This window comes from Janthinobacterium sp. 61, from assembly GCF_002846335.1.
Taxonomy (GTDB): Bacteria; Pseudomonadota; Gammaproteobacteria; order Burkholderiales; family Burkholderiaceae_D; genus Janthinobacterium.
Map to the genome: position 1 here is coordinate 5,816,186 of NZ_PJMQ01000001.1, position 12,054 is coordinate 5,828,239.

The 12,054-nt window shown below is 61.1% G+C and carries 10 protein-coding genes; 8 read left to right on the forward strand and 2 right to left on the reverse strand.

Annotated features, from left to right (window positions below):
- Nucleotides 1-101 precede the first annotated feature (101 nt).
- The 6 genes from CLU92_RS26415 (at nucleotide 102) to CLU92_RS26440 (ending at nucleotide 8,211) form a co-directional block, all read left to right on the forward strand.
- Entirely contained in the window at nucleotides 102-1,379 is a 1,278-nt protein-coding gene (locus CLU92_RS26415) for an ABC transporter substrate-binding protein (RefSeq protein WP_101484285.1), read from the forward strand.
- Between the two features lie 7 nt (nucleotides 1,380-1,386).
- Nucleotides 1,387-2,379, forward strand: a complete 993-nt coding sequence (locus CLU92_RS26420) for a carbohydrate ABC transporter permease (RefSeq protein ID WP_257562149.1) — start codon at nucleotides 1,387-1,389, stop codon at nucleotides 2,377-2,379.
- The gene (locus tag CLU92_RS26425; protein ID WP_101484286.1) at nucleotides 2,376-3,194 is read left to right on the forward strand and encodes a carbohydrate ABC transporter permease; all 819 of its coding nucleotides are present in this window, start codon (nucleotides 2,376-2,378) and stop codon (nucleotides 3,192-3,194) included. Before CLU92_RS26420 ends, CLU92_RS26425 begins: the two co-directional genes overlap by 4 nt.
- 25 nt (nucleotides 3,195-3,219) lie before the next feature.
- On the forward strand, nucleotides 3,220-4,587 hold the full coding sequence (locus CLU92_RS26430; RefSeq protein ID WP_101484287.1) for a GH1 family beta-glucosidase: 1,368 nt from the start codon (nucleotides 3,220-3,222) through the stop codon (nucleotides 4,585-4,587).
- A gap of 1 nt (nucleotide 4,588) precedes the next feature.
- Nucleotides 4,589-5,641, forward strand: coding sequence for an ABC transporter ATP-binding protein (locus tag CLU92_RS26435; RefSeq protein WP_101484288.1), 1,053 nt, complete (start codon nucleotides 4,589-4,591; stop codon nucleotides 5,639-5,641).
- A gap of 107 nt (nucleotides 5,642-5,748) precedes the next feature.
- On the forward strand, nucleotides 5,749-8,211 hold the full coding sequence (locus CLU92_RS26440; RefSeq protein WP_101484289.1) for a TonB-dependent receptor: 2,463 nt from the start codon (nucleotides 5,749-5,751) through the stop codon (nucleotides 8,209-8,211).
- Nucleotides 8,212-8,302: 91 nt separating this feature from the next.
- Here the strand turns inward: CLU92_RS26440 and xseA are convergent, their stop codons facing one another.
- Nucleotides 8,303-9,664 (reverse strand): exodeoxyribonuclease VII large subunit, encoded by a 1,362-nt coding sequence (gene xseA, locus CLU92_RS26445; protein WP_101484290.1) that lies wholly within the window; start codon nucleotides 9,662-9,664, stop codon nucleotides 8,303-8,305.
- Between the two features lie 315 nt (nucleotides 9,665-9,979).
- Nucleotides 9,980-10,153: a hypothetical protein gene (locus CLU92_RS27925; RefSeq protein ID WP_166674904.1), complete on the reverse strand. Its 174-nt coding sequence runs from the start codon at nucleotides 10,151-10,153 to the stop codon at nucleotides 9,980-9,982.
- 840 nt (nucleotides 10,154-10,993) lie between these two features.
- On the opposite strand from CLU92_RS27925, the gene CLU92_RS26455 reads away from it, so the two are divergent.
- Nucleotides 10,994-11,599, forward strand: a complete 606-nt coding sequence (locus CLU92_RS26455; protein ID WP_101484292.1) for a MotA/TolQ/ExbB proton channel family protein — start codon at nucleotides 10,994-10,996, stop codon at nucleotides 11,597-11,599.
- Nucleotides 11,596-12,039 carry a biopolymer transporter ExbD gene (locus tag CLU92_RS26460; protein ID WP_101484293.1) on the forward strand — a complete coding sequence of 148 codons (444 nt, stop codon included), beginning with the start codon at nucleotides 11,596-11,598 and terminating at the stop codon, nucleotides 12,037-12,039. The genes CLU92_RS26455 and CLU92_RS26460 overlap by 4 nt, the downstream gene beginning before the upstream one ends.
- The last annotated feature ends 15 nt before the right edge of the window (nucleotides 12,040-12,054 follow it).

Below are 12,054 nucleotides of genomic sequence, written 5' to 3' on the forward strand. Positions count from 1 at the left end.
CAACTATTTCGGTTGACTTGATTTTCTTTGCGGTGTTAAATGGATACATGGTGTGAAAACGTTTTCAAGATAGAAGACGCTCAATAAACGGAGATGAAATAATGAAGTCAAGCATCCTTGGCGCAGCCTCCCTGGCCGCGCTGACCCTGGTCTATGGCGCGGCCGCTGCGCCCGTCGCGCCGCCGGTGCCGACACTGGCCCCGGCGACCATCACTGTCGCCTCCTTCCCCGACCTGGACCGCGCCGTCAAGACGGCCTTGCCCCTGTGGGAAAAGCTGTACCCGCAAGTGAAGGTCAAGCTGGTCAGTCTGCAGATCGATGACCACCACAACTCGATGACGACGGCGCTGGCGGCCGGTGCGCGCCTGCCCGACGTGATGGCCATCGATTTCCGTTATGTGGGAAGCTTCGCCGAATCGAAGGGCATGGAAGATTTGCTGCAGCCGCCTTACGGGGCAGGGCAGTACCGCGCCCTGTTCGTGCCGTTCACCTTCGTGCAGGCGACCAGTTCGCGCGGCACTCTGGGCGCCATGCCGGCCGACTTGGGGCCAGGCACCTTGTTCTACCGCAAGGACTTGATGGACAAGGCGGGCATCAAGGAGGCCGACCTGACGCAATCGTGGGAGTCGTACATTGCCGCCGGCAAGAAACTCAAGGCCGCCACCGGCACCTATCTGCTGGCCGGTGCCAGCGACCTGGCCGACATTGTTATCCGTGCCAATCTGAAAGATGGCGAAGGCATTTATTTTGGCGACAAAGGGCAGGTGCTGGTCGACTCGCCGCGCTTCGTGAAAGCGTTCGAACTGGCCAAGGCGGCGCGCGTCGCCGGCATCGATGCGCGCACCGTGGCCTGGACGGGCGAATGGGCAGAGGGCTTCAAACGCGACAAGGTGGCCAGCCAGATGATGGGTTCCTGGCTCAGCGGCCACCTGGCCAAGTGGCTGGCGCCGGAGTCGAAAGGCCAGTGGCGCGCGGCGAACCTGCCCGCCGGCGCGCTGGCGTCGTATGGCGGCTCCTTCTACGGCATCCCGAAAAAGGCGGCCAACAAGGCGCAGGCGTGGGAATTCATCAAGTTCATGACCGTCAACAAGGATATCCAGCTGCACTCGCTGAAGGAAATCGGCGCGTTTCCCGCCCTGAAGGCGGCATATGCGGATCCGATGATGGACGAGCCGCAGCCGTACTTCGGCGGGCAGAAAACGCGCTTGCTGGCGCGCGACACGGCGGCGAAAATCCCCGTCATCCGCGTCGACAAGTTCGACGCCGTGGCGCGTGACATCGTCAACATGGAGCTGGAAAGCGTGCTGGCGCAAAACAAGGACATCAAGACGGCCCTGGCCGACGCCAAGGCCCTGATCACCCACCGCGCGCGGCGCTAGGAGCAGCATGAATACGACCATGCCTTGTGCCGAGGGCGCCGCCGCTGCCACGCGGTCCGCCAGGAAACGCTACGACAGGAAAAAATGGGCGCCGTACATTTTCATCAGCCCCTTCTTCATCCTGTTCGCCGTTTTCAGCCTGTTCCCGCTGCTGTTCTCTATCTATTTGTCGTTCAACCAATGGGAAGCTGCCAGCGGCGTGGAAGCCATGCAGTGGGTGGGACTGGATAACTACAAATATGCCCTGAGCGATCCGTGGTTTTTGCGCTCGCTGGGCAATACCTTGTGGCTGGCGCTGGCCTCTGGCGTGCCGCAGCATCTGGTGGCCATTCCGCTGGCGGCCTTCATCCACAACAGCTTCAAGCGCTCGCGCAACCTGGTGATCGGCATTTACTTTTTACCGTTCATCACGTCCAGCGTGGCTATCGCCATGGTCTTCAATACCCTGTTCTCGCGCGACTATGGCCAGATCAATGTGCTGATTCAATGGTGCGCCAGCCTGCCGCTGGTCGGCGCCCTGTTCCCCGCTGAGTCGATTGACTGGTTGGGCAGCTCTCTGTTCATCAAGCCGGCCGTCGCCTTCGTCATCTTCTGGCGCTACCTGGGCTGGAACCTGGTGTTGTATCTGTCGGCGCTGCAGGTGATCCCCAAGGATTTGTATGAAGCGGCGACCATCGATGGTGCCTCGAAGCGCCAACAATTCTGGTACATCACCTTGCCACAGCTGCGCCCCATGATCTACCTGGCCGTCACGCTCACCATCATGGGCAATTTGCAGCTGTTCGAGGAGCCGTTCGTGCTGGTGGCCGAGTCGAGTGGCGTGAGCCAATCGGTGATGACGACGGCCATCTTCGTCTACAAGACGGCGTTTTCCTCGGGCGACTTCGGCACGGCGTCGGCCATTTCCTGGCTGCTGTTCCTGATTATCGCCAGCACCACCTGGGCGAATAACCGCATCTTCAGCCGCAATGAACGTAATGAACGCAAGGAGGCCAAATGAACACCACGCGCTGGACGGCTTACACCATGGTGGCCATCGGCGCCCTGATCATGGTCGCGCCGTTCTACTTCATGTTCGTCTTCGCCACGCACACGAGCGCGGAGATCTACAGCCTGCCGCCGCCGCGCTGGTTCGGCACGGCCCTGCTGCACAACCTGGAACTGCTGCAGGAACGCCTGCCGTTCTGGCGCAATATCGGCATCAGTCTGTACGTGGCGCTGATGACAACTGCGCTCACCCTGTTCTTTTGTTCGCTGGGCGGCTACGCCTTTGCCATGTACGAGTTCCGATTCAAGCGGCCCCTGTTCACCCTGGTGATGGCGTCGATGATCATCCCGTCCTTCATGAACATGATTCCGACCTTCATGCTGATGGATTTCCTCGGCTGGCTGGACCAGCCGCGCGCCCTGTACGTGCCGGGAGCGGCCGGCGCGCTGGGTATCTTCCTGATGCGCCAGTACATCGGCACGGCGATACCCAGGGACCTGATCGAGGCGGCGCGCATCGACGGCTGCGGTGAATTTGCCATCTACTGGCGTGTCGTGCTGCCGCTGATCGGCCCTGCCATGGGCACCCTGGGCCTGATCACCTTCATCAATTCCTGGAACAATTTCATTACGCCGCTGGTCGTCATGCGCTCGGTCGAGAACTACACGATCCCGCTGGCCCTGCGCAGCATGCAGGCGCCGAACAACACGGAGTGGGGCGCGCTGATGACGGGCGCCGCCATCGCCGTACTGCCGCTGCTGCTGATGTTTTTTGTCGCCTCGAAGCGCCTGATCGAGGGCCTTACGCAAGGCGCCGTCAAAGGCTAGAACTCTCTTAACCACTCACACTGACATGACTACCATGCATAACGACGACACCGATACCAACTTTCCCGCCACCTTCACCTGGGGAGTGGCCACCAGCGCCTACCAGATCGAGGGCGCCGCCGCCATCGACGGCCGCGGCCCGTCCATCTGGGATACCTTCAGCCATGCTGATGGCAAGATCATCGACGGCAGCAATGGCGACGTGGCCTGCGACCATTACCACCGCTACTTTGATGACGTGGAGCTGATCGCCAGCCTGGGCGTGAACGCCTACCGTTTTTCCATGTCCTGGTCGAGGGTGCAACCAGCCGGCTCGGGCGCCTGGAACGAGGCGGGCTTCGATTTCTATGCGCGCCTGCTCGATGCCCTGGCTGCCAAGGGACTCGATGCCCATCTGACCCTGTACCACTGGGACTTGCCGCAAGCCTTGCAGGACGAGGGCGGCTGGCTCAATCGCGCCACCTGCTACCACTTCGCCGCCTACGCGGCCGAGGTGGCGCGCCGCTTCGGCCACAAGGTCGTCAGCATCGCCACGCACAATGAACCTTGGTGCACGGCCGTGCTGGGCCACGGCACGGGCCAGTTCGCCCCCGGCATGGCCGACCCGGCCGCCGCCGTGCAAGTGTCGCACCATCTGCTGCTGTCGCACGGCCTGGCCATGCAAGCCATGCGCGCCGTCAATCCGCCCGCCAAGCTGGGCATCGTGCTCAATCAATGGACGGCCACGCCGGCCACTGACAGCGCCCAGGACCGGGAGCTGGCCGAACTCGAATATGCGCGCTCGGTGCAGTGGTATATGGACGCCATCTTCAAGGGCCGCTACCCGGCGCTGGCCCTGAAACACGTAGACGCTTCTGTTTTAGCTATTTTTGAAAACGATTTCACAGATATTAAACAGCCCATCGATTTCCTCGGCGTGAATTACTACACGCGCGCTTACATGAGCGCCGAAACGCCGCCGCGCAAGCCTGAATGCAAGCTCGGCGTCAACGACATGGGTTGGGAAACCTATCCGCAGGGCTTGACGGAGCTGCTGGTGGGGCTGCACCGCGAATACCGTCTGCCGCCCGTCTACATCACGGAAAACGGCATGGCCGTGGCTGACAAGCCCGTTGACGGCAAGATCCATGACCAGGCGCGCATCGAGTACGTGCAGCTGCACCTCGATGCCCTGCGCGCCGTGATCGCACAGGGTATCGACGTGCGCGGCTATTTCTACTGGAGCCTGATGGATAACTTCGAGTGGAATTCTGGCTATGCCAAGCGTTTCGGCATGCTGTATGTCGATTACGCCACGCAGCAGCGCAGCTTCAAGGACAGCGCCCTCTGGTACCGCGACTTCATCGCCGCGCAGCGCGCGTCCCACGCTGCCGTCCTGGTCGGGGAGCATTGAGATGGCTGCCATTTCGCTACGCGGCATCCGCAAGACCTACGGCGACGGCCCGGAAATCGTCAAGGGCCTGGACCTCGATATCCACGACGGTGAATTCATGGTTTTTGTCGGACCATCCGGCTGCGGCAAGTCGACCCTGCTGCGCATGATCGCGGGACTGGAAGACATCAGCGCGGGCCAGCTGCACATCGGCGACTTGCTGGCTAACGACGTGGCGCCGGCCGAGCGGGGCATCGCCATGGTCTTCCAGAGCTACGCGCTGTATCCACACATGACGGCGCGCGAGAACATGGGCTTTGCCCTCAAATTGGCAGGCAAGCCGGAAGCCGAAGTGCGCGCGGCAGTGGGCAAGGTGGCGGAGATCCTGCAGATCACGCACTTGCTTGACCGCAAACCCAAGGCCCTGTCCGGCGGCGAGCGCCAGCGCGTTGCCATCGGCCGCTCCATCGTGCGCCAGCCCAAGGTGTTTTTGTTTGACGAGCCGCTGTCCAACCTCGACGCGTCGCTGCGCGTGCAGACGCGCATCGAGCTGGCCAAGCTGCACCAGGAACTGGGCACCACCATGATTTACGTGACGCATGACCAGGTCGAGGCCATGACACTGGGGGACAGGGTGGCCGTGTTCCACGGCGGCCACCTGGAGCAGGTGGGGGCGCCCCTGGACCTGTACCGCCACCCGGCGAGCCAGTTCGTGGCTGGCTTCATCGGCGCGCTGCGCATGAATTTTTTGCCGTGCGCGGCCGTGCCGGCACTGGCCAGCCAGATCGGTGGCGAGGCCGGCATGCTGGTCGGCATACGTCCCGAGCACCTGCGTCTGGTGCCGCGCAATGAGGGCTACGGCGCCACCGTCACCCTGATCGAGCAGCTGGGCGATGCGCAGATCATCCACGCAACGCTTGACGGCAGCATCGATGGCGACAGGCATGCGGTGGCCATCAAGCTGCATGGCGAGGCGCGCCACGCGCTGGCGCAGGGCAGCGCCATCGGCTTCGCGCCGGAAGAAGGTCATGCCTTTCTGTTTGACACGGCCGGGCGCGCCGTGGCGACCCATTGAACCCGCACGGAGGCGACATGACTTCAGATTGACACCCAAAAAATGTGCAGCAATAGCCAAAGAGCTATGTGATCATCATTCAACCAGCGGTACAGGAGACAACAACAATGCAACAGCTTAAACGCAATACCATCGCCCTCAGCCTGGCGCATGCGACCTTCGCCCAGTTCATCTTGCTGGGCAGCGGCGCCGCGCTGGCACAGGAGGCATCCAGCACCACGGCAGCCACGGACGTGGCAAAACCGGCCGCCGAGCAGATGGACCGCATCGTCGTTACGGCCACGCGCCGCAACACTTTCGTGCAGGAGACGCCGCTGGCCGTCACTGCCTTCAACCAGGACACCCTGCAAAACAATCAGGTCAAGGATCTGGCATCCCTGGCCACCATGGTGCCCAGCCTGGTTGTCGAGCAACATGGCGATTCGGGCGGCGTGCACGTCTACATGCGCGGCGTCGGGTCGGCCAACCACACGGAGCTGGGCGACCCGGCCGTCGCCTTTTATGTCGATGGTGTGTACTCGCCGCGCCCTCAGGGCGCCACGGCGCTCATGTATGACCTGTCCCACGTCGAGGTGGCGCGCGGACCGCAGGGTACGCTGAACGGCCGCAATTCGACGGCAGGCGCCGTCAACCTCGTGTCGGCCGCGCCAAGCACGGCCAAGTTCATGGGTTCGGCCGGCATCACCGTGGGCGATTACCGTCATTTGCAGACGCAGGGCATGTTGAATATCCCGTTTTCCGACGACGTGGCGCTGCGCATCGCCGCCATCAAGGATAGCCACGACGGCACGGTGGACTTCCGCCGCGGCTCGAACGTCATGCCTGGCACGGCCAAGTATGGCGCAGGCGACCAGATGGGCGTGCGCGCCTCGCTGCTGTGGAAAATCACGCCGCAGCTGCGCGGCACCTTTATCGCCGACTACTTCCTGGACCAGGGCGCTGGCAACGTCTACCTGGCGGCCGAGCCGAAAGGGGGCGAGAAGCTGCGTTCGGCCCTGATCGACACGCCGGGCACCCTGGACCAGTCGATTTTGACCTACAAGGGCAAGCTCAATTACAAGCCGACGGAGGCGCTCGACTTTACTTACCTGGGCAGCTGGAGCCGCTACAAGCGCCAGAACAGCAACGATGCCGATGCGGGCCTGTTCCCCGGCTTCAAATCGGAAAACCGCACCGACTGGGCGCAGTTCGACAGCTATTCGCACGAGCTGCAGGCCCGTTCTGACGATGATGCGCCATTCCAGTGGGTGGCCGGCCTGTTCCTCTTCAATGAAAAGAACAAGGTGCGCTTCGATATCGACCGCAGCCAGATTTCGCAGGCGGCCGTGCAGCAGGATATCGCCAACGGCGCCGTGATTTTCGTGCAGCCCACCGTGGGCCAGTATGCCTCGGCCATGTCCTTCATCCAGGGCGACCGCCAGCTCAAATCGAAAGCCGTGTTTGGCCAGGTCAGCCAGCAAGTGACCGATACGCTCAAGCTGACGGCCGGCGCGCGCTACACGAAAGACCATAAATTCGATATCGGCGGCAAGAACTGGGCCTGCCCGAACTGGCCCGCGAACACGCCGCTGGGCACCACCGTGCTCACCCCGGACCAGATGGCGCAGCTTGTCACGCCCGGCACGGGCTTGGCCAACACGCATAATATCGGGCCCGGTGGTGCTATCACGGCGGCCAGCTGCGGCAATACGCCTGGCGACAATACGGCCGACCTGAAATACGGCCAGGCCACCTGGCTGGGCCGCATCGAGTACAAGCTGCGCTCCGATATCTTGCTGTTCGGTTCCGTGACGACGGGCTTCCATTCGCCGGCCATCGGCGACGGCGGCGCCACCACCAAGCCGGAAAAGCTGACCAGCTATGAAATCGGTTTCAAGTCGGACTTGCTGAATCGCCAGCTGACCCTGAATCTCGATGCTTTCCTGATGAAATACAAGGACAAGCTCGAATCGCAGGTGGTCAACAGCGTGCTGGCCAATTTCAATGCGGCCGGCGCCACCGTCAAGGGGCTGGAAGCGGAGTGGGTGTGGCGGCCAACGTCGGTCGACCGCCTGACGGGCAACGCCACCTGGCTCAAGGCCGTATACGATAATTTCATGTCGTGCGACGTCGACGCGGCACGCGCGAATGGCCAGTCCTGCGGCTCGACGGCGCCTTTGGTGAACGTGGGCGGCAGCACGATGAAGCATGCGCCGAAGTTTTCCACGACCGTCCAGTACGAGCATGATTTCAATGTCGCCGGTGGCCAGCTCACGCCGCGCGCCTCGGTGCACTATGAAACCATGTCGTACGTGGGGGCGGGAGCCTTCAACGGCGACGTACCAGGCCATGCGGGTGTCAAGCGCCAGGAAGCCTACACCACCCTGGACCTGAGCCTGCGCTTCCAGCCGGCGAACAAGGCCTATACGGTGGAAGCGTTCGTGCAGAATGCCACCGACAAGGCGGTCAAGCTGGACGTCAATGAAATCTGCACGGACGTGGGCATGCCATGCCAGCCCACGCAGCAGATCTACGGCGCCTTCTACAATGCGCCGCGCACGGTAGGCGCGCGCGTGTCGATGAAGTTCTGATGGCGTAGCGACAGAGTAGTAGCAGTAGCAGTCCACTCAGTAGGGCAGGTGTTGGGCCGGGGAGTTTCCCCGGCCTTTTTTACTCTAACGCTTATTCCAAGGTGGCCTGCACGCTGGCGATGCCGATCTGCGCGCTGCCTTCGGCCAGGCGCACATTGACATTCTGGCGCGCCTGCAGCTGTGCCGGCGAGCGCACGATGGCACCTTTTTCATCGCGCAGGATGGCGTAGCCGCGTTCCAGGGTGCGCTGGGGATTCAATAGTTCCAGCTGAGCCGACAGGCCGTCGAGGCGGTGGCGCCGCTGCGTCACCAACTGCGCCATGGCCGCGCTGCCGCGGCGCTGTGCTTCCAGCAGGCGCGCGCGCGGTGCCGTGACGTCGGGGCGCAAGGCCGCCCAGCGCGAACGCAGGCGCTCAAGCGCATACCGCGACTGGTTCACGGGCGCGCGCGCCGCATGCGTCATGGCTGTCGACAGGGCCAGTAGCTGCAAGCGCTGCTGCTGCAACTGCGCCTTCGGGTTGAGCAGGCGGCGGCTATGGCGGTCCAGGGTCTGCGCGGCATCGTCGAGGCTACGGCGCATGGCGCGGCGCAGGTCGGCCGCATCGGCACGCAAGGAGGCCATCCAGTCGGCGCGCGGCGTGGCCGCCAGTTCGGCTGCCGCCGTCGGCGTGGCGGCGCGCAGGTCGGCCGCGAAGTCGGCGATGGTGAAATCGGTCTCGTGTCCCACGCCGCTGATCACGGGCATGGAGCAATCGGCGATCGCGTATGCCACGGCTTCATCGTTGAACGACCATAAATCCTCGATGCTGCCGCCACCACGGCACACCAGCAGCACCTCGCACTCGGCCCGCAGCGACGCCGTGCGGATGGCGTGCGCGATTTTTTCCGGTGCCTGCTGTCCCTGCACGGGCGTGGGGTAAAGAATGATGTTGATGTGCGGTGCGCGGCGCTTGAGGGCGATCAAGACGTCGCGCAGGGCGGCCGCCTGCGCACTGGTGACGATGCCGATGCTGCGCGCGAACATGGGAATGGCGCGCTTGCGCTCCTGGTCGAACAGGCCCTGCGCAGCAAGCTTTTCCTTCAGTCGCTGGAACGCTTCATACAGGGCGCCCACGCCGGCGCGGCGGATGGCTTCCACGTTGATCTGGTAATCGCCGCGCGCACCATACAGGGTGACGAGGGCGCGCACTTCAACCTTGTCGCCTTCGCGCGGCGTGAATCCCGCATATTGCGCGCGACCGCGGAACATCACGGCGCGCACCTGGGCGCCATCGTCTTTCAAGGTGAAGTACCAGTGGCCGGAGGCGGCGCGCGTGAAGTTGGAAATCTCGCCGGCGATCCAGGTCAGGGGGAAGCTGCGTTCCAGCAGGCGCGCGACTGCCTGGTTCAGGGCGCTGACGGTCAGCACGGGTGGGGCGGCAAAGCCGCTGTCAGTGGGGGTGTCGGTCATCATGAAGCGGGAGAGGGAAGGGAGCTGTCCACATATTATCGGCGAGGTCATGCTTATGTCATATATCGCGCAAAACAACAAGTTCTATTTCTAAGTAATTGATTTCATGCAGAATTCCTGTATGCCTGATTTGCGTGCACAGGGAAAAAAACCTTTAATATCAAGCACATCAGTGTACCCCCTGCCACTTACGCACAAAGTTATCCACAGAAAATGTGCGGAACTTTTTGCCTTGGACAAATGTTGCCGGACAGGCCCGCCAATTGCCGATAAGTTGCCTTGCTACATTTTTGCGCACGGAAATAAAGCCCATATGAATCAATAGCTTAGTATGCCATGCATGGCCTTGCGCACAATCTTATCCACAAAAAATGTGCAGAACTCTCGCGCAGCGCCTGATTTATCCACTGGAGCGCCCATGGCATGGCTTGCCTGAATTTTGCGCAGCATAAAAATATCCATATAAATCAATAACATAGAATAAAGTTGCATGCCTTGCTCACAATCTTATCCACAGAATGTGTGCAAAACTGCATAAATCATTTCGCCTTTTATCCAGGTTTTCCACCGCGCGGCCACCCCTTCGTGCTGCGCATTTTTTAAGCATCAAGAAAAACTCCTTTAAAATCAATGCTCTTGTGAGGAGTTGATCCGCTTGCTCACAATCTTATCCACACTTTATGTGCGGAACTGCGCTGGCGGTGGAAAAGTGCCGTTCGACGACGTTTTTTTGCATGAAAACCCCTGCTTTTTACATCTTGCTACATTTTTATGCAGGACAATAAAAACGATATAAATCAATGTACTTGGCGCCTATTCTTGCGCTTGCGCACAATCTTGTCCACAGATTGTGTGCAGAACTTTGACCGTGTAGTTGGTGCTTGTGTCGGGCTGGCTGCCACTTTTTTGCGCATTGATTTAATTTACTTTGAAATCAATGACTTAATTCAATTCCTCGGCTTTGCGCACAATCTTGTCCACAGTAAATGTGCAGAACTCTTCAAGTATTAATTTATTGACATTGACTACTGTCGATAAGCTGCTATGCCTGTATTTTGCGCAGTAGCATAATCTCCATGTAAATCAATGACTTGCGTGTTGTACTTCATGCTTGCTCACAATCTTATCCACACAAAGTGTGCAGAACTGTGTGCCGGTGGTGCCGGCCCGCCGTGCGGTGTGGACAAGTACGCATGCAGGCGCCACTTGCCGCCGGCGCGGCAACGCGCTACATTGCGCCATTCCTGCGCCGACATACAATCGGACTCCGGCGCTCGGTACAATACAGGCTGTCCGGGCGCTCCATCGCCTTCCCTTTACCAGGAGTTTCTTTTGCTCGCTATATTTCAAGCCGCTGGCTGGCCCATCTGGCTGTTGTTGATCGCTTCCATCGTCGCCCTGGCCCTGATCATCGAGCGCCTGCTGTACTTGCGACGTGGCAAGATCCTGCCCCGCAAGCTGTTCGATGAAGTGGTGCAGGTGTATCGCAGCGGCAAGATCACGCCGGACACGGTGACCAAGTTGGAAGACAATTCGCCGCTGGGCGTGGTGCTGGCCGCCGCCCTGCGCAACGTCGATGCGCCGCGCGATGTGATGAAGGAATCGATCGAAGAAGCCGGTAGCGGCGTGGCCCACGTGCTGGAACGCTACCTGACGACCCTGGGCACCATCGCCACCCTGGCTCCACTGATGGGCCTGTTTGGTACGGTGGTGGGCATGATCGAAATCTTCGGTTCGCAAAACGCCAGCGGTTCGAATCCCGCACAATTGGCCCACGGCATCTCGGTGGCCTTGTATAACACAGGCTTCGGCTTGGCCATCGCCATGCCAGCCCTGATCTTCTACCGCCACTTCCGCGCCCTCGTCGACAGTTTCGTCATTGACATGGAGCAGCAAGCGGTCAAGTTCGTCGACATCGTCCATAGTGGCCGCCAATGAACTTCCGCAAAGGCAAGGGGCGCGAAGACCCCGAAATCAATCTGATCCCGTTCATCGACGTGCTGCTGGTGATCCTGATCTTCCTCATGGTCAGCACCACCTACAGCAAATTTACGGAGTTGCAGATTACCTTGCCGACGGCCGATGCCGAGCAAGCCAATGACAAGCCGCAGCAGATCGACGTCACCATCGATGCCAAGGGCAACTACACGGTCAACCGCGAACCGGTCTCCTTCCGCGACGTGGCCGGTCTGGCCGATGCCCTGCAAAACGCGGCGAAGGCCGCCAACGGCGGCAAGGCGCCCGCGCAGACGCCCGTGGTGGTGGTCAACGCCGACCAGTTTGCCATGCACCAGATGGTCATCCACGTGATGGAAGCGGCGCGCCTGGCCGGTTATGAAAAGCTGACGTTTGCGGCGCAGGCTGGCGGCAGCAAATAAGCAGGCAGGATCGGC

Coding starts and splice junctions, on each gene's coding strand:
- CLU92_RS26430 (WP_101484287.1), top strand. CDS start 3,220: ATGACTACCATGCATAACGACGACACCGATACCAACTTTCCCGCCACC.
- CLU92_RS27925 (WP_166674904.1), bottom strand. CDS start 10,153: ATGCAACTTTATTCTATGTTATTGATTTATATGGATATTTTTATGCTG.
- xseA (WP_101484290.1), bottom strand. CDS start 9,664: ATGATGACCGACACCCCCACTGACAGCGGCTTTGCCGCCCCACCCGTG.
- CLU92_RS26420 (WP_257562149.1), top strand. CDS start 1,387: ATGAATACGACCATGCCTTGTGCCGAGGGCGCCGCCGCTGCCACGCGG.
- CLU92_RS26440 (WP_101484289.1), top strand. CDS start 5,749: ATGCAACAGCTTAAACGCAATACCATCGCCCTCAGCCTGGCGCATGCG.
- CLU92_RS26425 (WP_101484286.1), top strand. CDS start 2,376: ATGAACACCACGCGCTGGACGGCTTACACCATGGTGGCCATCGGCGCC.
- CLU92_RS26435 (WP_101484288.1), top strand. CDS start 4,589: ATGGCTGCCATTTCGCTACGCGGCATCCGCAAGACCTACGGCGACGGC.
- CLU92_RS26415 (WP_101484285.1), top strand. CDS start 102: ATGAAGTCAAGCATCCTTGGCGCAGCCTCCCTGGCCGCGCTGACCCTG.
- CLU92_RS26460 (WP_101484293.1), top strand. CDS start 11,596: ATGAACTTCCGCAAAGGCAAGGGGCGCGAAGACCCCGAAATCAATCTG.